This is a genomic window from Chitinophaga sp. H8 (assembly GCF_040567655.1).
Taxonomy (GTDB): domain Bacteria; phylum Bacteroidota; class Bacteroidia; order Chitinophagales; family Chitinophagaceae; genus Chitinophaga; species Chitinophaga defluvii.
In genome coordinates this window covers 878,228-896,672 of record NZ_JBEXAC010000002.1, presented here as the reverse complement: position 1 = coordinate 896,672, position 18,445 = coordinate 878,228, and the positions used below count along the sequence as shown (strand labels likewise).

16 protein-coding genes and 1 tRNA gene are annotated in these 18,445 nt (G+C 43.9%); 7 read left to right on the top strand and 10 right to left on the bottom strand.

Annotated elements, in window-relative coordinates:
• The first annotated feature begins 9 nt into the window (after positions 1-9).
• From ABR189_RS17535 to ABR189_RS17520, 4 genes are all read left to right on the top strand, one after another.
• Positions 10-1,389 carry a RagB/SusD family nutrient uptake outer membrane protein gene (locus tag ABR189_RS17535; RefSeq protein WP_354661762.1) on the top strand — a complete coding sequence of 460 codons (1,380 nt, stop codon included), beginning with the start codon at positions 10-12 and terminating at the stop codon, positions 1,387-1,389.
• A gap of 20 nt (positions 1,390-1,409) precedes the next feature.
• Entirely contained in the window at positions 1,410-1,604 is a 195-nt protein-coding gene (locus ABR189_RS17530) for a hypothetical protein (protein WP_354661761.1), read from the top strand.
• A gap of 21 nt (positions 1,605-1,625) precedes the next feature.
• A complete protein-coding gene (locus ABR189_RS17525) occupies positions 1,626-2,897 on the top strand; it encodes a hypothetical protein (protein WP_354661760.1) in 1,272 nt (423 codons plus the stop codon).
• A gap of 170 nt (positions 2,898-3,067) precedes the next feature.
• Positions 3,068-3,484, top strand: a complete 417-nt coding sequence (locus ABR189_RS17520) for a pyridoxamine 5'-phosphate oxidase family protein (protein WP_354661759.1) — start codon at positions 3,068-3,070, stop codon at positions 3,482-3,484.
• Positions 3,485-3,491: 7 nt separating this feature from the next.
• Here ABR189_RS17520 and ABR189_RS17515 read toward each other — a convergent pair whose 3' ends face one another.
• From ABR189_RS17515 to recQ, 9 genes are all read right to left on the bottom strand, one after another.
• Positions 3,492-4,061 (bottom strand): Crp/Fnr family transcriptional regulator, encoded by a 570-nt coding sequence (locus tag ABR189_RS17515; protein ID WP_354661758.1) that lies wholly within the window; start codon positions 4,059-4,061, stop codon positions 3,492-3,494.
• A 26-nt stretch (positions 4,062-4,087) separates the two neighbouring features.
• Positions 4,088-4,312, bottom strand: coding sequence for a DUF2798 domain-containing protein (locus ABR189_RS17510; RefSeq protein ID WP_354661757.1), 225 nt, complete (start codon positions 4,310-4,312; stop codon positions 4,088-4,090).
• 80 nt (positions 4,313-4,392) lie between these two features.
• Complete coding sequence (locus ABR189_RS17505) at positions 4,393-5,577, bottom strand: Wadjet anti-phage system protein JetD domain-containing protein (RefSeq protein WP_354661756.1); 1,185 nt, start codon at positions 5,575-5,577, stop codon at positions 4,393-4,395.
• Between the two features lie 21 nt (positions 5,578-5,598).
• On the bottom strand, positions 5,599-9,000 hold the full coding sequence (locus ABR189_RS17500; RefSeq protein ID WP_354661755.1) for an ATP-binding protein: 3,402 nt from the start codon (positions 8,998-9,000) through the stop codon (positions 5,599-5,601).
• Complete coding sequence (locus ABR189_RS17495; RefSeq protein ID WP_354661754.1) at positions 8,972-9,556, bottom strand: DUF4194 domain-containing protein; 585 nt, start codon at positions 9,554-9,556, stop codon at positions 8,972-8,974. The genes ABR189_RS17500 and ABR189_RS17495 overlap by 29 nt, the downstream gene beginning before the upstream one ends.
• A gap of 37 nt (positions 9,557-9,593) precedes the next feature.
• Entirely contained in the window at positions 9,594-11,069 is a 1,476-nt protein-coding gene (locus ABR189_RS17490) for a DUF3375 domain-containing protein (protein ID WP_354661753.1), read from the bottom strand.
• A 101-nt stretch (positions 11,070-11,170) separates the two neighbouring features.
• Positions 11,171-11,509 carry a hypothetical protein gene (locus ABR189_RS17485; protein ID WP_354661752.1) on the bottom strand — a complete coding sequence of 113 codons (339 nt, stop codon included), beginning with the start codon at positions 11,507-11,509 and terminating at the stop codon, positions 11,171-11,173.
• Between the two features lie 199 nt (positions 11,510-11,708).
• Positions 11,709-11,784 (bottom strand) — tRNA-Phe (locus tag ABR189_RS17480).
• Positions 11,785-12,060: 276 nt separating this feature from the next.
• Positions 12,061-14,265, bottom strand: a complete 2,205-nt coding sequence (gene recQ, locus ABR189_RS17475; RefSeq protein WP_354661751.1) for a DNA helicase RecQ — start codon at positions 14,263-14,265, stop codon at positions 12,061-12,063.
• Between the two features lie 164 nt (positions 14,266-14,429).
• On the opposite strand from recQ, the gene ABR189_RS17470 reads away from it, so the two are divergent.
• Genes ABR189_RS17470 through ABR189_RS17460 form a run of 3 tightly spaced genes read left to right on the top strand, consistent with a single transcriptional unit; the run spans position 14,430 to position 17,649 of the window.
• Complete coding sequence (locus ABR189_RS17470; protein WP_354661750.1) at positions 14,430-15,404, top strand: KpsF/GutQ family sugar-phosphate isomerase; 975 nt, start codon at positions 14,430-14,432, stop codon at positions 15,402-15,404.
• A 3-nt stretch (positions 15,405-15,407) separates the two neighbouring features.
• Entirely contained in the window at positions 15,408-16,499 is a 1,092-nt protein-coding gene (locus ABR189_RS17465) for a mannose-1-phosphate guanylyltransferase (protein ID WP_354661749.1), read from the top strand.
• 16 nt (positions 16,500-16,515) lie between these two features.
• Complete coding sequence (locus ABR189_RS17460) at positions 16,516-17,649, top strand: methionine aminotransferase (protein ID WP_354661748.1); 1,134 nt, start codon at positions 16,516-16,518, stop codon at positions 17,647-17,649.
• A 107-nt stretch (positions 17,650-17,756) separates the two neighbouring features.
• Here the strand turns inward: ABR189_RS17460 and ABR189_RS17455 are convergent, their stop codons facing one another.
• Positions 17,757-18,431: a carbonic anhydrase family protein gene (locus tag ABR189_RS17455; RefSeq protein ID WP_354661747.1), complete on the bottom strand. Its 675-nt coding sequence runs from the start codon at positions 18,429-18,431 to the stop codon at positions 17,757-17,759.
• Between the last annotated feature and the right edge of the window lie 14 nt (positions 18,432-18,445).

Below are 18,445 nucleotides of genomic sequence, written 5' to 3'. Positions count from 1 at the left end.
CCTAAGTATATGAAAAGAAATCTCATCATAGCATTGGTATTGGTAACCACGGTGTTATCTGCCTGCAAAAAATACCTGGATATTAAGCCATATGGTAAAACGATTCCTAAAACGGCGGAAGAGTTTGTGGCCTTACTCCATAGCATGTTAAACAACATTGATTATGGCGGAGATAATCTGATACTTGGCAGCGCCAACTCATTGTTGAACCTGGAGTGTTATGCAGATAATCTGGATGCCAGTATTACCAACTATCCGGCCGGCAACTCACTGCCTATTTACGTGGGAGCAAATATCAACAATAAACAGAAGGACTACGAAGACTTATACCAGCGTATCCGGGACTGCAATATTGTGATCAATAACCTGAAAACGGATAATACGGAGCTGGATAAAAATGTATTAGGTACCGCTTATGCCATACGTGCCGTGTGTTATTTTCAATTGATGCGTCAGTTTTGCGAGCCTTACAATGCACAAAAAGGAGAGCAGTTAGGCCTACCTATTGTAACTGATTTTGATATGGAGGCCCGTCCATTACGCAGTACCCTTAAACAAACGATGAACTTCATCGAGCGTGACTTTAAAAAGGCAGTTGATTTTAAGGTAAAAGAGGAGGTCTATCGTTTTACAGAGGATGTAACACAGGCACATCTGGCCCGCTTTTATTTCTGGGCAAAAGAATGGGATAAAGCTACCCCTATCGCTGAAGCGTTATTAGGCAAATATCCTATGCAGGAAGGAACAGCCTATACAGAGATGCTGCAGGCGAGGAATGCTAAAAAAGGAAATGTGTTGATGCGGTCCTTTTTGTTCTCCGGCACTACGGATATTTCCTACAACTCTGCTATGTCCATCATTAAAGCCCGTCCTGTGAGCAAAGGATTCATTGACTTGTTTGTGGAAAAAGAAAGAGATGTAAGGTTTAACCTGATGATGGACAAAAAACGTCAGCATACCAAGAACCTGATGGCTAACATCCGTACAGATGAAATGTGTTTGATGCTGGCAGAATCCTATGCACATCAGGGCAATTCCGGTAAAGCACTGGATTATCTGAACCTGTTAAGAGCCAAAAGAATTACGGGATATACTCCACTCACCGCTACTACTTTACCTGCTGTAGATAACAGTGCCCTTGTACAAGAGGATGCTATGGGTAAACCTTTAACCCCTCTGATGCAGGCCATATTGAATGAGCGGAGGAAAGAGTTTTACGGAGAAGGAGACCGCTGGTTTGAATTAAAAAGAAATGGCAGCCCTACTTTTTGGGTAGCTAAGGACGGGTTGAAATACATTACCGAACCTTACCTGTACACTTTCCCTATTCCACGTACAGACGTAGAATTGATTGATGGTCTGGTACAGAATCCCGGTTACACTTTTTAAAACTATTAAGCTAAACGATCATGAAACCAATAATCAGCATATTACTCACCTCCTTTTTAGTTCTGGCAGCAGGCTGCCAGAAAGAAGAAGAACTGGTGCCTAAGACCAAGGGTTATGAAAAGGAATACGTTTTACCACAGGCCAGGTCACTCACTACCGAAGAGAGAGCGTTGGTAAAGGAAAGGAGAGATGAATACAATGAAAGCATTAAATAACAATTAATAAACAGTACGAAAATGAAAGGAGTGTTATCAAAATCAACTTTCCTGCATGTCAGGAATCTGGTAGTAGCTTTTTTACTGACGGCATTTGTATTGCCAGCTTGTAAAAAGGACAGCACCACACCAGCATCTATTTCTCTGGAGAAGAGTGTATTTGCGTTACCCGCATCCGGTTCTGTAACCGTTAAGTTAGTGGCTACCGTTAATGCCGGTTCAGAAGATCTGACTGTTCCGTTTACCCTGGCAGGAAATGCTGTAAAAGGTACAGAATATGAGGTGTCTGCAGAAGCATTTGTAATTAAAAAAGGTACTAACAGTGCAGAAATTGTAATTACTGCTAAAGACAATTACGTAGCTAGCAAATCCATCCAGATCACTTTAGGTAAGCTGCCAGAAGGCTATGCACCGGGTAAAGACCTGTCTGCTACCATTACAGTAGCAAATAAGGATGAAATCATTTACTCTTTTGAACAGGAGAAAAGCGAGCTGGGACTTGCAACAGAAGTTACCCTGGTACTTAAAACAGCCAAAGGTGCTTTTGTAGCTGAAAAGGAAATGAAGATTCCTATCCTGGTAGATGCCGCCTCTACTGCTGTAGAAGGAACGCATTATGCATTTGAAGGTACTAAAGAAGTGATCATCCCTGTTGGTAAATCCAAAGGAGTAGTAAGCTTAAAGTCCATCAAAAAAGAAACAGGAAAGGATGTCATTAAACTGAAAGTGGGGGAAGTAGTAGGTTTTGTTCCTGGTGAATATGAAGCTGCCAGCATTACCATCATCAGTCCGTTGGAGCAAATAGTTGGTAAATGGAAGTATGCTGCTTTCTCTAACCAGGAGTGGTTAGCTCTTAACACGATGGATGACGGTAATTTGTTGCCTTCAAAAAATACGGATAAGGATATCCTGGAAATTACCAAAGATGAGTTAAAAGTAACGATGACGGGTGATGTAAAGAACTATTTCCGTAATGGCGCTTTAACCTTTATTAAGGAAGAAAAAGAATATTTACAGGAAGATGGTGGATTGCCTCCTCCAAGAGTTACTTTACAAGTGATGAAAATGAGTAAGGCAAATGTAGCATTTTCTGCAACCACTAAGAATGAGCGTGAGACTGAAATTGGATTCAGAGCGTTCCGGGAAAATGGAAAAGATATCCTGGAAGTAACCGTACGGGATTATGAACCCGTTGACTTTTTACAGGAAACTTTTAAAACCTTTAAGGAATTCGGAGAAGTTCCTATTCTGAAATCAATGCCTATCCGCTATCATTTTGAAAGAATCAACTAAGATAACTTAGTAAGGATAAAGCTGTTAGCGGGTGTATCATTTTTGATACACCCGCTTTTTGTTTAACCCTCTGAGAGTGGGTGCCATGTATTGCTCATAGATTTAATGTACCGCTATTTTGATACGATAGAAAAAATATTAACTTACAAGGGACCAAATGCTGCATAAAGATGGATACAAGCACCTTGTTTGACTTTATTAATAAGCATGATTTAGCCGTTATATCTACGGTGTCATTGAAGCAGGTACCAGAATCGGCGGTAATAGGCGTTGCGGTGAATGAACAATTGGAAATCATTTTTGACACTACTACTACCAGCCGCAAGCACCGCAACCTTCAGTTTAACCCCAATGTGGCGCTGGTAATTGGATGGGATAATGAAATAACTGTTCAGTATGAAGGGCGGGCGCAACAATTAACAGGTGAGGAACTGGAGCAAGCAAAGGCTGTTTATTTCACAAAGTTTCCAGATGGTACTATCCGGGAGCAATGGCCGGATATAGCTTATTATATTATCAGGCCCTCCTGGGTAAGATATAGTGATTTTAATACAGATCCCCCATTGATAGAAGAGACCGTTTTTTAAATTGGTATCAGATCTTAGATTTAAGCCGGCTTAGGGTTTCCTGTGAAATGTTGAGATAAGACGCTACCATCTTATTGGGCAGGCGCTGTACTATGATAGGATTTTCCTGCAGCAGTAATTTATACCGTTCTGCTGCATTCATTGTAATAAAGGTCATCAAACGATCGGTGTTATTGATGTAGGCATATTCCAGGTAACTTCTGTAAAACTTTTCCCATCCCGGAATTGCCTCCAACAGGTAATAGAAGTCATTGTGTGAGATGTATAACAATGTTGTTGGCTCCACCGCTTGTATATATTCCTTAGAAGGAGTTTGCTTAATAAAGCTCATTAATGCAGTGGCCCAAGCATTTTCAAAGGCCAGGTGCCGGGTAGCTTCCAATCCATCTTCCTGGATAAAATAAACTCTAAGACATCCTTTTCCTACAAAGAACATCCGTTTGGAGATATCCCCTTCGGTTAAGAGGATTTCATTTTTTTGAGAGGTAAGTACTTTAAAGTAGGAAAGGATGGTTTCCAGCTGGCGATCGTTGACCGCCACTTTACTTAGAATATATTTTGCTAATTGTTCGTGCATACCGGATGTGCAATTAAAGTTACAAATTATTCTCTCCATTTGATTTTATCGGCCAGCTGTTTAGCTCTGGGGATAATCAGGAAAGCAGCCAGGTAAGCTACGGGGAGCATTACTGACCATGCATTGAGAAATTTGATGAACCAGTTATGGCCCAATCCGTAGTTACGCATCAGCCCTACAAAGGCCATGATTAATGTCATCGGAATTACAATGAAGAGGGTGTAGATGTACTTGTAGTTGTTCTTTTTCATGTTTATTTTTTTTGATGATGCAAAGGTGCAGCACTCAAAAAGTATAAACATTGATGTATGTCAATAAATGGAGGGTGGGTTTAAATTCCGGCTAAGGGGATTTGCTGCAGGTAAGTCTGAACATATTGCTGTTCCAGCTGCTGTTGTTCAATTCTGCCAGCCAGTGCGGGCAGCGGGCTTTGCGCTGTGAGCAACTGATAAGCAACAGTTTCAGTGGTGTTTAATTCATCCAGTACAGGTCTGTTATGGCTTTTTACGATATTGATTTTATGCTGATGGAATACAACCGTTGCTTCATCCATGAGTACACTTTGTGTATGAGGATATTGTTTTTTTAGCAGGTGTAGGATATAGAAACCTTCCGTATCCAGATCTCCCCAATAGAACAATCTTTTATGCCGGTATGCGGTAGGAATAAAGTCTGGTTCCAGCACCCCTCTGCCTTCCCCGAAAATGGCTAATGCATTTTTCCTATCCGGTAATAAATGCAGATTGTCTTTATTCTCTACCAGCCATAATTCTGATACCTCCCAGTCTATCGTACTTAAGGTTTCCCTGGTAAGGCCCAGGATCTTTATTTTCTCTGTATACTGGTCTGCCAAAGAGCTGTCCAGCCAGCGTACAGGGCGCAGATAAGGTGCTTTTTTTACGCCGAGTGCTTCTTCAATATCATTTATTTCTTTAGGAAACCGAAGTGGATCCAGGTGTTTTAGTAAGGATAATATAGGAGAACTGTAAGTTTTAATAAACTTGGTATGCACCGGCACATTTAGGGTAGTGAGATAATAGCTGCTCAGGTCCTTTTCAGCAAGTATATAGTCTATTACCGGGCGAATCTCTTTCCATACTGGTTTTAAACCTAGTACCCGTTCGGGTTTTGCGGCTAGCCAGGTAGCGATATCGTTTTTCCAGTTCAGCAGTTCCTGCAATTGTTGTTTAAAGCTGGTAACTTCCTTTTCTTTTTTTAGCAAATAGAGATAGTCAGCTTCAGTAGTAACAGTAAACTTAACCGGCCATTTCTGGCGGGGGAATATCTTAGGCTTATGAGGCTTTATTTTCCAATCTATTGTCCATCCAGGCTGCCTTTCCTTTTTTTCATGTTTTAAACAGGCGGGCATAAAGATATCCATGGCTGCTGCAGTAGTATCAGGCAATATAATTTTCCTGGCGTACACAATAGGCACAAAGGGTTCACCTGATATTACCCCCTTTAAATAGGAGGTATACCTTCTTTGTAACTGCTCCATGAATAATTGTTCAACCATGCCTGTGAACAGATTTATTATTTACTGTAATGGTACCAGCTGTTCCTCCTTTTTTTCCTGAAACTCTTTAACGGTCATATTATACAGCACGCTATGCCGGTTATTTACTCTTTGTACCAGGTGTACGTGTGCAATAAAGCCTTGTACGATCTGGATTTTATCACTTGGTGTTACCACCAGCAATTGCAGGTGCAGTTGGCGGCAAAGCTCCATGAGGTAGGTGGCTTTTTCTTCATCCTGGTTACTGAAGCTTTCATCCACTGCAATAAAGCGCAGGCTTTTGGAGTTTTGTCCTTCGCGGGTAATACCAAACTGGTAGGCGATAGCAGAGCAAAGGATGGTGTAGGTGAGTTGTGCTTTTTCTCCACCGGAGAGCTGTCCCATTTGCCGGTATGTTTTCTTTAATTCCTGGGTAGTACGGTATTTTTCATCTGCCCAGAATTCGAACCAGTTACGAACGTCCAGTACCCTGCTGCGATAGCTTTCGCTTTCGTCCAGGCTGTTGATCAGCGGCTGTACCTGTTGGAGGAAATGGAGGGCTTTATCTTCAAAACTGTTTTGCTGCCAGTCTGCCGCCTGTGGCAGTGCTTTTAGCAGGTTGGCCCGGAATTCTTTGATGGTAGTATCAGCCACCGCGCGTATACCCAGTTGGATAAAAGTATCCGGGAGCCGGTTAAAATTAATTCCACCCAGAGATTGGTTTAAGGTAACGACGCTGTGTTTTATTTTACGTTCCCAACTTTCCAGTTCTTCATTCAGCTCGCCCATTTTGTATACCATGGTTTCATGGAGGTAGCGTTCAAAATCTTTTCTGTATTTGGGAAGATTTTCTGTTTGCAGTTTTTCCAGCCATTCAATATACTCCTGTACAAATTCCCGGTCGGCAGGAAGGGCGTGTACATCTCCGGCCCAGTCGGTAAACCGTTGTAGGGTTTCGAGTGGAGGGTTTTTAACACGGTTAATACCGCGGTCCAGTTCGCGTCCTTCTTTATTGAGGGACTCTTCCAGTTGTTTTACCTGTTGAGCAATGGTGGATTTGATCTGCTGATAGATCCCATCGATATTATTGAGTGCGATATTCAGGAGTTCTGCATCATGGCGGCGCTGGAATTCGAGTAACAGGAGGGTATCATTTTCTGTGACCTGCTGTACCAGTGGCTGTAATTGTTGTTGTTGCTGCTCCACGTACATGAGGTTGTTTTCACTGATCCCGGTTTTACTTAAAAGGGAATCCCTTTCCGTTTCCTGTATCGCTATTTGTTCCTGTATACCGGTGAGCTGTTCGGTGAGTGCTTTTAACTGGTTGCTGCTTTGTTTGAGCGCATTGATCTGTTCCTCAATTTTATGGATCTCCCGTTGAATGGCCAGGGTATTCAGTGTTTTGAAGCCATTATGATCCAGGATATGCTGAACAGCCACCAGCTGTTTGCCTAAACGTTTTTTCTTATTTTCCGCCCTTTCCAGCGCCTCTTGTCCATTTTCTGCATCTGTTATCAGGCGCAACCGTTTTGCGGTCAGCGCGTCCTTCTTTTTCTCATTATTCCAGCCTAATACATAACGGCTGGGATCGTTACGATCCGGGCGATCATCTTTTTCGTGACGGTCTTTATTTTTGATCAGCCCATGAATGGTGATAGCATTGTCATAGCGTGCCAGTTCCCGTTCGCTTTCCACGCAACTATGATCAAACATGCGGATTACCTGATGGCTTACCCAGTTGCTCAGTTTATGTTCAGGATGAAACTCCAGTTTATGCCATACGGTATCCTCTTCGGCATATTGGTGCATGGCAATTTCACCTACGTGGTAGTATACCAGCCGTGCTCTCAGGTTGGTGGTGTTTACATACCGGGTTACTTTTTTATAGTGTTTTTCCGGCACCAGCAGGCGTAATGCGAAACCGTGCAACAGTTTTTCCATGGAAGGCTGCCAATCCAGTTCTTCTGTTTTCACTTGCATCAGTTCACCCGCAAAAGGAAGTTCGGAAGTATCCAGTTTCAGTACATTACAGAGCTCTTTTCTGAGGTGTACCAGGGGCCCGGGAATATTGTTTCTGCTTTGCAGGAGCATATTCAGTTCCAGTTCTACCAATGCCGTCTCGTCTTTGGTTTTGTTCAGCAGGGATTTCGCATCATACCAGTCTTCCTCGTTATTGCGGGTTTCCATGGCCAGTCTTTTATTGGCCTTATCAGCTTCTTTTTTGATGCGGTTGTAGGCGCTTTCATCCGTAGCCAGTGTTTCTTCCAGGTGTATAGTGGTGCACCATTCGGTAAACTGTGTGAGTGCAGCTTCAGCTGTGTGGAGCTGCTGCTGTGCATCTTCCAGGTCTTTCGTCAGTTGTTGTAAACGTTGCCCGGCCTTATTTTGTTCTATCTGGTTTTTTGTTTGCCTTTCTTCCTCCTGTAACTGGCTGAGTTTTTCGCGCACCTGTTGCAGGCGGGCCCGTAATTCTTCCAGCGCTTTGGTACCATTGGTCAGCGCTTCTCCCAGCATCTGGTATTTGGTATAGCTGTTCCAGATAGCAGCCACTTCCAGTTCCTGCTGTGCCACTTTCAGTTCAGTACCATGTTGCTGGTAAGTGATATAATGCTGCTCCAGTGGTTGGAGCAATGCAATCTGGGCTTCGGCTTTTTCGATATTGCGTTGTGCATCCAGGAGGGTAGCCAGGTGTTTTTTCAGTTCCTGGAATTGTTCCTCCATATTGCGGGGTTCGAGCATATGCATCCGGATAAATTCATCCAGATTGCCCAACACCTTGATACCTACTGTTTGGTTGAAAAGGCTGAGCGCCTGCATACTTTGCATACCCAGCACTTCTACCATACGCTGTGCATAGCGGGAGGCCCCGTCAAACCATTCTACCTGCCGGCGGCTGCCTTTGTTGTATTGCTGATCGATACGGCGTCTCCAGTTACCACTCAGGTCAAAAGGAGTAAAGTCGTTTTCAATATGCAGGGATTTATGCGCCACCGCATATACTCTTTTCATGTCACTGCCGCTGAAATAGCGTACCTGGAAGAGGGTAATTTCCTGTCCGGCTTCATTTGCAAAACAAGCCAGCAGGATGCTATAGGTTTCTTCCCGGTTTTCTCTGAGATAGAGGCTTTTGGTAGCATTACTGTTTTCGGTCTGGATGTTACCATAGCCACCCAGTACATAGCTTTCTTCGGTGCGGTCGCCTTTCTTTTCGCTACCGGATGACTGGTTATAGAACCGGTATTTTCTTTCCGGCACCATCAGGGTAAGGAGGGCATCCACGTAGGTCGTTTTTCCACTACCATTGGCACCTGTAAGTAAAGATGTTTCGCCTTCCGGTTTTATCTGCCATACATGATCGTCAAAGGTCCCCCAGTTGTACACTTCCATGTATTGTAAACGAAAGCCTGATTTATCACTATCCGTGCTGAATACGCTGAGCTGCATGTTCGGTAAGTTGCTGTTTAAAATCTTCCAATACTTCGTTATCTACTTTGGCTTTAAGGAGTTTTTTAATGCGGAATTTCTGTTCATCCAGCATTTCATGGTGTTCTACCTTATCAATAAAACCAAGTTCTTCCACTTTATCTATGAGACGGTCCAGTTCTTTTATGAATTTCACGCGACTGGCATTTTCGCGAAAGAAAAGTTCTGCATATTCTTTGATTTCGCGTCTTTTCTTTATCAGTTCCCTGCTGGTTACTTCTCCCACTTCAAATTCGGCCATCATATCCCGGAGTAGTACCAGTAGTACGCTTTCATCATATCCCAGTGCGGAGCGGCGTATCCATCCGGCTACACTTTCCTCTTCTTCTGTCTTTGCTGTTTCGAGATAGGCAAAACCGTCTTCTTTATCCAATACGAGGATAAGGCCCAGCTGCTGGAGAAAAACGGTAAGTTCTCCCTGGTATTGCAGTAATTGTTCCCAGGATGATTTTTCCAGGTATTCCACCGGGCCTTTCAGCAGTTTAATGAATACAGGTGTATAAGGCAGTATATTCACGATGGGTTATTTTGAAAAAGAGATTAATAAATAATATTTAAGCCTGTTTGCTGAACAGTAAATAAGGGACTTCAACAAAGCGGGTTTGTGTTTCGTTCAGGGGAATAAGTTCGGTAATTTTTTCGATTGCCTGTACCCGTCCTCCTTTTTCCTTCAGGAAGCTGAAATAGGCGACTACTTCTGCTAATCCGTTGTTTAAGCCTACTACTTCTATTACTTCGCGCAGGGTAGCGGTTTGTTTTTGTTGCAAAACATCTTCCACCTGCTGCCACAATTTCTTTTTATCAATATGGGCGGTATTCATCATCCGTCCGAAGCGTTCCATATCGGCAATCTGTTCCTGTGCGTTGGCCGGCTGCTTCAGGTTGGTTACCACTTTTTTGGGATGAAGGTTGAGTTTCCGCTCCATGCTCATACGGATAGGAGAGGGCTCGTGTACTGCTATTCCACAGGGTACGTTTTCTTCTTCCATCAGCTGAAACACCATTTCCTTAATGCTGCCTATTTGCTGGCGCATACGGCGGTGGCGGGCAATTTCCTTTTCGGTGATGATGCGGCTTAATTTTTCCGCCATTTTATCATTTGCATCGTATACGTTTCTGCCATGCTGGAGCAGGAGCGACTTAGTATTTTGCAGGAATCCTTTTTCCACCGGGATATTACGATCTTCCAGCAGCTGCAGGAGATTTTCCGTTAGTTGCCGCCAGTCTTCCTGTCCAGCCCTGGATACGAGAAAATCCCAGAATGCGTAGAAACTTTTACCCTGGTCGCTGTTGCGGAGGGAATTATATGCTTCAAATGCGTAGCCTACGATGGCCCCTTTATTCACTTCCGCTTTGGTATGTTGTTCTACTATGTCGCGGTGTATCTGTTTGAAATTGTCTTCTACTTCGCGGAAATCGCTCAGCAGCTCGTAGCACAAACGGGTAAACCATTCCAGGCGTTCCTGCACCTGTGCATTGGTGTATACTGTTACCTGGCCACCCAGTTCCAGTTTTTTGATTTCTTTATCAATTTCGGCTCTTTTGTTTTTTAGTTCTTCCAGCCGGCTTTTACGGTCATCCTGTGCATATTCCGTCATTTCCCGGAGGGTTTGAAACAAGAACCTGAAGCGGCTTTCTGTACCCACAAACTGTCGTTTTTCCAGGCTTTGGAGCCATTGCAATACTTTTTCGGTATGTGCACTTAGTTTGTATTGGGTAATAGCGTCATTATCAGGAAAGTCCTGTAATAACCGTTTCTGGACCCAGTTGAGGAGGTATTTTCTGGCCCGGCTTTCTTCGTCTTCTCCTGACTCGATCCGGGCTTCTTCCAGGTCTTCCGTACCCTCAGCATGCTGACGTAATTCTTCCGCCAGCCGGGAAATTAGTTCCGGTTCAGCAATATAAAAGATATTGTTCTCCGCTTTGAAGGCACTGTATAAAAACGGCAGTACCCAGTGGGCATTGCGCATACGGATGATCTGTACCGCTGGAGAGGATGCAAATAATTCAGTAATGGCTGCTTCCGGCATAAAATCGTTTACAGGTGCGATATTACGGATACAAATTTAAATATCCGTTAGAAAGATATCGGGTAAGGATGGAGGTACTATTCCGGGGTAAACCTTTATATTCAGGCCATCAGTGGTTTAAACAAGCGCATATAGAGCAGTACCAGGTAAATTACGAGGATAAGGGTATTCAATACAAAGAGCCAGTTATATTCCGGCCATTTGAATTTTTGTTTAAGGCAGGTGATCATTAAAATAAGAAATCCTACAAATAATAGTCCTGGAAAGACGAAGCTCCATTTATTAGGGATTACGAGGTGGGATTGTTCCATTTTGGTTTCCCATGCCTGGTTGCCGGAGATGAATGGCAGTACTCCAAATACCAGTACGATAATAAAAACCTTGATTGCTGTTTTGGCTGCCAGTCGGCTTATTTTTTGATTCCTGTTTTCCGGTTGCATATGGTCTGTACATTAAGCAGGAACAAAAATATCACTAAAATTCTTAACGGGGCCAGCGTATGTTCATCGCCTTTTATGCACTCTTCATACTCTATCTATGCTTTAACCATGCTTTAACCATGCTTCAAGCATAGGGCGACTCGTCTTCCTGTTAATGATATGCATAAAAAAAGAGACTACTATGCAGTAGTCTCTTTTCTGGTGGTGTGGGCCGGGATCGAACCGGCGACACAAGGATTTTCAGTCCTTTGCTCTACCGACTGAGCTACCGCACCATTTTCTTTTTTATTTCAGCGCTTCGGAAGGCGCGCCCTTTTGTGAAGGGATTGCAAAAGTAAGATAAAGTTTGAAATTACAAAATTTTATTGTCGCCTTTTTTAAAATTATACATTTTCTGAGGTCATACTGTTTGGGCGTCTTTAGCCAGGAAGGATCAATAAGTGCTTAGACACGTCCTTAAAAAGGGCTGATTAAAAAGTGTAAAAGGTAATGCTTATGGGTTACCTTTTCCTCCGGAAGGAGGCTTTTTAATCAGCCCTGTGAGCTGTTTTTTAGTTACCATACTCCACCAGGAACTTGATACGCATCAATTTCAACTGGTCGAGGGTATAGTCGCCATCCGCCAGTTCTTCCTTGGCAAGCGCCAGGCTGGAGGTTTCACAACCCTTAAAGTATTCTATAATTTCATCCTGTGCATAATCATCCAGTTCTTCATCAATACAATAGTCCAGATTTAATTTGGTACCACTGGCCACGATGGTTTCCATTTCATCCAGCAGCTTTTGGATGGTGAGTTCTTTGTTTTTAGCGATGGTTTCCAGCGGCATTTTTTTATCGATGTTCTGGATAATAAAGACTTTCAGGCCGCTTTTATTCACCACACTCTTCATGACAAAGTCGTCTGGCTTTACGATGTCGTTTTCTTCCACGTATTTGGCAATCACCGCCAGGAATTGTTTACCATAGCGGATGGCTTTGCCTTTGCTCACTCCCTGTATTTTTTCCAGTTCCTGTACCGTAGTAGGGTATTGGGTAGCCATATCCTCAATGGAGTTTTCGAGGAAGATGACAAATGGAGGGAGGTTCTTTTCCTTGGCCACCTTTTTGCGTAGTTCCATCAGCATTTCAAACAATGCCGGGTCGGCAGAAATCTGTGCTTCAGCAGCTATTTCTTCTTCATCATCTGCAGCACCGTCTTTTTCAAACTGGTGGTTGAGAGATACAAAGACAGCGTAAGGTTTTTTGAGGAATTTGGCACCTTTATCAGTGATTTTCAGCAAGCCATATTCTTCAATATCTTTTTCTATCAGTCCTTCCAGCATCATTTGCCGGATCAGGGAGTTCCAGAAATGGGCATCAAATTCTTTACCCTGGCCAAAAATGTCCAGTTGGTCGTGCCGGAAGGTAGCTATCTGAGGGTTTGTTTTCCCGGTGATAACGTTGATCAGGTATTCTGCACCAAACCGTTCTTCCAGGGCTTTAATGCCTTTTAGTACGATCGCTACCCGGTTCTTAACCTCTATTTTTTCTTTAGGATTGCGGCAGTTATCGCATTGTCCACAGTTTTCGGTTTCGAATTTTTCCCCGAAGTAGTGCAGGATAACTTTGCGGCGGCATACGGAGCTTTCGGCATACGCCACGGTTTCATTGATCAGCTGGGCCCCCATTTCGCGTTCACTGAGTGGTTTGTCGCGCATGAGGTGTTCCAGTTTTTGTACATCCTTATAGGAATAGAAGCAGATACAGTTGCCTTCCAGACCATCCCGGCCTGCGCGGCCAGTTTCCTGATAGTAGTTTTCCAGGCTTTTAGGGATGTTGTAATGGATAACAAAGCGTACATCCGGTTTGTCAATACCCATCCCGAAAGCGATGGTAGCCACAATTACTTCCACGTCTTCCAGGAGGAACATATCCTGGCGTTGGGCGCGGGTAGCGGGGTCCAGTCCGGCGTGGTAAGCCACTGCTTTAATATTGTTGGCCATCAGCATATCCGCCAGTTCTTCGGTGGTTTTACGGTTCAGCGTGTAAATAATACCGCTTTTCCCTTTATGCTGGTGGATGAACTTTACGATTTCCTTGATGATCTGGTCTTTTTTACGCTTGGGCCTTATTTCATAATACAGGTTGGGGCGGTTAAAAGACGAAATAAAGATCTCCGCATTCCTGAGGCCCAGGTTTTTGACGATATCGCTCTGTACTTTGGGCGTAGCAGTAGCCGTGAGGGCAATAATAGGCAGGTTATCGGCGATCTGCTCTATCATTTCCTTTAAACGGCGGTATTCCGGCCGGAAATCATGTCCCCATTCGGAAATACAGTGTGCTTCATCCACCGCGATGAATGAGATTTGCAGGTCCCGGAAAAAGTCCAGATTTTCCTGCTTGGTCAGTGTTTCCGGAGCTACGTAGAGTAGCTTGGTTTTACCGGCAAGCAGATCCGCACGCACTTTTTTAGTTTGCGCCTTTGTGAGGGTAGAATTCAAAAAGTGGGCTACATTATCCTTACTGCTGTAGGAACGGATCAGGTCTACCTGATTTTTCATTAAGGCAATAAGGGGTGAAACGATGAGCGCACAACCTGGGCTCATCAGCGCGGGTAACTGGTAGCAGAGGGATTTACCTCCACCAGTTGGCATTATAACAAAAGTATCTTTACCCGCGAGGATGCTTTTTATTATGATTTCCTGATTTCCTTTAAAGGAATCAAATCCAAAGTGTTCGTGTAATGCATCCAACAAACTTACCTTTACAACAGCCATTGCATCAAAATTTAAAACAAATAAACTCTAAAGAACTAACAGATGACAATTAACATTTATATGTTTTTTAGGGGAACACGAAGTTACTTAAAAAAGTGCTTGCTATCAACATAATTTACACGATCGCCGGGGCTCATTAAAAAATAATAAATTTGTGGCTGCTCATGAAGAAGAATACAACAATTCAAATATCAGAAGTAGCGAAGCGCACTATAGCGATGGAGGCCGCCGCAGTAGATAATTTGCAGCAGTACATCAACAGTGACTTTGAGGCAGTTGTGGAATTAATTGCACAATGTGCAGGCAGGGTGGTCATCACCGGGATTGGCAAAAGCGCCATTATCGGGCAGAAAATAGTAGCCACCCTCAATTCTACCGGTACTCCGGCGGTGTTTATGCATGCTGCGGACGCTATACATGGGGATCTGGGGATGATCCGGGAAGAAGATGTGGTGCTGTGCATCTCTAAGAGCGGCACTTCTGCAGAGATAAAGGTATTGGTACCTCTGGTTAAGAATTTTGGCAACAAACTGGTAGCTATGGTAGGGAATGCCGGTTCTTTTCTGGCGCAGGAAGCAGATTATGTGTTGGATACAACCGTAGCGCAGGAGGCTTGTCCCAATAACCTGGCACCTACTACCAGCACTACCGCCCAGCTGGCCATGGGAGATGCCCTGGCGGTGTGTTTGATAGAATGGCATGGGTTTACAGCCGGAGACTTCGCCAAATTTCATCCTGGCGGCGCATTAGGTAAAAGATTGTATCTGAAAGTGGGTGATTTAAGCCGGCAGCATCCGGTGCCCAGGGTACAGCCTGAAAGCTCTCTGCGGGAGGTAATTGTGGAGATTTCTTCCAAAATGCTGGGAGTAACCGCAGTGGTAGGAGAAGATGGGGCCCTGGAAGGGGTTATTACAGATGGGGATCTGCGCAGAATGCTGGAAAAGAACATTGCTACAGCTACTGTAGTAGCAAAAGATATTATGTCGCGTCATCCGAAAACGATTCAGCAGGATGAGTTAGCCATCAATGCGCTGGAGAAAATGCGCCAATATGATATAACTCAGTTAGTGGTTTTGGAGGATAAGCACTATCTTGGCATCATTCATTTACATGATTTAATCAGAGAGGGAATTATTTGAGCGATGACACAAATGAACAGGCATTTTTACGTGGCCATTATGGCCGGCGGTATTGGAAGCCGTTTCTGGCCAGCTAGCCGCACAGACTATCCTAAGCAGTTCCTGGATATTTTGAATACAGGGAAAACGCTGTTGCAATGGACTTACGAGCGGTTTGCACAGTTTATTCCTAAAGAAAACATATTTGTAGTTACGCATCAGCATTATGGCTCCAAAGTGGAAGAGCAGCTGCCGGAACTACCCCTGGATAATATAGTATGCGAGCCTTCCCGTAAAAATACGGCACCCTGTATCGCTTATATTTCCTTTAAAATACAGAAACAAGACCCTAAGGCGAACATTATCTGTGCGCCGGCAGATCATTTGATTATGGATGGTCCTGCCTTTACCAGCGCTTGTTTGAATGCACTGCTGTTTGTACAGAAGCATAGCGCCCTGGTAACCCTGGGAATAAAACCTACCCGGCCAGACACGGGGTATGGTTATATACAGTTTGAAACACAGCAGGCGGCTGATAATGTATATAAGGTGAAAACCTTTACAGAAAAGCCTAACCTGGAACTGGCCCGCACCTTCCTGAAAAGCGGAGACTTTTTATGGAATGCCGGCATTTTTGTGTGGAATGTAAAAACAATTGTGGCAGCTATTAAGCAATACCTGCCTGAAATTGATGAGGTTTTTGAACAGGGATATCCCGCTTTGAATACCCCCGGCGAAAAAGAGGCAATCGAAACCATCTACTCCCAGTGCACAAATATTTCCATCGACTATGGTATTATGGAAAAAGCGGATAATGTGTACGTTATTCCTTCCAATTTTGGGTGGAGCGACCTGGGCACCTGGGCTTCTGCCTATGAAAACCTGGAAAAGGATTACCTGGGTAATGCCGTGCAGGGAAAGAATGTGATGATTGTAGATGCCACCAAGTGTATGGTAAAAGTGCCGAATGATAAGCTGGTACTATTGCAGGGGCTGGATGAATTTATTGTGATCGATACACAGGATGTACTCCTGATCTGTAAAAAGGAGAATGAACAACAGATCAAGGAATATGTAGCGGAAGTGAAACGCAATAAAGGGGAGAAATACCTGTAACAGGATAATAAGTTATATGTCCAAACTACCCAATACAGGCACTACCATATTTACAGTCATGTCCGCCCTGGCAACAGCGCACAAGGCGATTAACCTATCACAGGGATTTCCCGATTTTGATTGCAGCGATGAGCTGAAAGCACTGGTGAACGACGCCATGCAGCAGGGGCATAATCAATATGCGCCTATGCCAGGTATTATGCCACTCAGAGAAGCCATCTCTGAAAAGATAGGGAAGCTTTACGGGCAGCATGTGGATCCGGATACTGAAATTACCATCACTCCGGGAGGTACATATGCGATCTTTACCGCTATTGCCACTTGCATACAGCCGGGAGATGAGGTTATTATTTTTGAGCCTGCGTATGACAGCTATATTCCAAATGTGCTGGTAAACGGAGGTACACCTGTACTCATTCCGCTTTCTTTTCCGGATTATCATATTAACTGGGCCCTGGTGCGGAGTAAGATTACTTCCCACACCAAAATGATTATGCTGAACACTCCGCATAATCCTACCGGCACTATTTTGCGGGCAGCAGATTTGCAGGAACTGGAAAAACTGGTCGCCGAATTTAACCTGCTGGTATTATCAGACGAGGTATATGAGCACCTGATATATGATGGGGAAACCCACCAGAGCATATTGCGTTATCCTGCATTGTTCAGGAATAGTTTTGTTACGTTTTCCTTTGGGAAGGTATTTCATAATACCGGCTGGAAAATGGGGTATTGCGTAGCACCTGCCCATTTAACACAGGAGTACCGTAAAGTACATCAATACCTGTGTTTCTCTGTGAACACGCCGATGCAATATGGGCTGGCAGCATTTTTAAAAAAACCGGAGCATTATTTGTCTTTACCCGCATTTTACCAGGAAAAAAGGGATTATTTTTTAAAGCTGATGGCGCAAACGCGTTTTACACCGCTGAAGGGGCAGGGCAGTTATTTTCAGCTGATGCAGTATGAACGTATTTCCCAGGAAGGGGATAAGGAATTTGCTACCCGGATGACACAGGAGTTTGGTGTAGCAGGGATTCCTATATCTGCGTTTTATCAAAACGGGAAAGATGATCATGTGATCCGCTTTTGTTTTGCTAAAAAGAAAGCTACGTTGGAGCAGGCAGTGGAACGGCTGATAAAAATGTAGGTAAAGACCCTCTCCCGGATTGGGAAAAGGTCTCTTACCATAACATTTGCAAAAACGCAGCCTGCGGGACTGCAAAGCACTACCTCTCTCTGGTAGTCCGTTTCTTTTTATACCGCTACCATTTCATAATGAGGAGTAGTATTGCCTGTAAGTAAAGTGTGGTCCAGGAAGTTGACCAGTCCGGTTTCCACATCATATACTGCTCCGATAATGCCTACTTCTCCTTTCTGGATCATTTCACGCAGGATATTACTTTGTTCCATGATAGCCTGTACAGAACGTTCTGTATGAATATGGGTAACAGCATCCAGGAATGCAGGGTTGTGGGAGGTTCTGTTTTCCTTTACTGTTTTTTCCCCATGTACTGATGGGGTGATTTTATTCAGCAGCGCGGTGAGATTGCCCATTTCAACCGCATCGCAGGCGCCTTTGATGGCACCGCATTTCGTATGACCGAGTACTACGATAAACTTAGAGTTGGCCACTTTACAGGCATACTCCAGGCTACCCAGTACATTGTCGGTAATAACAGCACCCGCCAGGCGGATGCTGAAAATATCTCCCAGGCCCTGATCAAAGATCAGTTCTGCTGAGGTGCGTGAATCCATACAGCTTACAATAGCAGCAAAGGGCCATTGACCATCAGAAGTGTCATTTACCTGTTGCAGCAGGTTACGGTTAATCCGCAGGTTGTCTACAAACCGGGCATTACCCTCTTTTAAAAATTTTAATGCGATCTCCGGGGTAATGTTATTCTGTGATATTTTATCGTGCGTTTTCATGATGTAATATTTTT

Coding starts and splice junctions, on each gene's coding strand:
- ABR189_RS17535 (WP_354661762.1), top strand. CDS start 10: ATGAAAAGAAATCTCATCATAGCATTGGTATTGGTAACCACGGTGTTA.
- ABR189_RS17500 (WP_354661755.1), bottom strand. CDS start 9,000: ATGCAGCTCAGCGTATTCAGCACGGATAGTGATAAATCAGGCTTTCGT.
- ABR189_RS17460 (WP_354661748.1), top strand. CDS start 16,516: ATGTCCAAACTACCCAATACAGGCACTACCATATTTACAGTCATGTCC.
- ABR189_RS17455 (WP_354661747.1), bottom strand. CDS start 18,431: ATGAAAACGCACGATAAAATATCACAGAATAACATTACCCCGGAGATC.
- ABR189_RS17510 (WP_354661757.1), bottom strand. CDS start 4,312: ATGAAAAAGAACAACTACAAGTACATCTACACCCTCTTCATTGTAATT.
- ABR189_RS17530 (WP_354661761.1), top strand. CDS start 1,410: ATGAAACCAATAATCAGCATATTACTCACCTCCTTTTTAGTTCTGGCA.
- ABR189_RS17490 (WP_354661753.1), bottom strand. CDS start 11,069: ATGCCGGAAGCAGCCATTACTGAATTATTTGCATCCTCTCCAGCGGTA.
- ABR189_RS17505 (WP_354661756.1), bottom strand. CDS start 5,577: ATGGTTGAACAATTATTCATGGAGCAGTTACAAAGAAGGTATACCTCC.
- ABR189_RS17520 (WP_354661759.1), top strand. CDS start 3,068: ATGGATACAAGCACCTTGTTTGACTTTATTAATAAGCATGATTTAGCC.
- ABR189_RS17485 (WP_354661752.1), bottom strand. CDS start 11,509: ATGCAACCGGAAAACAGGAATCAAAAAATAAGCCGACTGGCAGCCAAA.
- ABR189_RS17465 (WP_354661749.1), top strand. CDS start 15,408: ATGACACAAATGAACAGGCATTTTTACGTGGCCATTATGGCCGGCGGT.
- ABR189_RS17515 (WP_354661758.1), bottom strand. CDS start 4,061: ATGCACGAACAATTAGCAAAATATATTCTAAGTAAAGTGGCGGTCAAC.
- recQ (WP_354661751.1), bottom strand. CDS start 14,265: ATGGCTGTTGTAAAGGTAAGTTTGTTGGATGCATTACACGAACACTTT.
- ABR189_RS17525 (WP_354661760.1), top strand. CDS start 1,626: ATGAAAGGAGTGTTATCAAAATCAACTTTCCTGCATGTCAGGAATCTG.
- ABR189_RS17470 (WP_354661750.1), top strand. CDS start 14,430: ATGAAGAAGAATACAACAATTCAAATATCAGAAGTAGCGAAGCGCACT.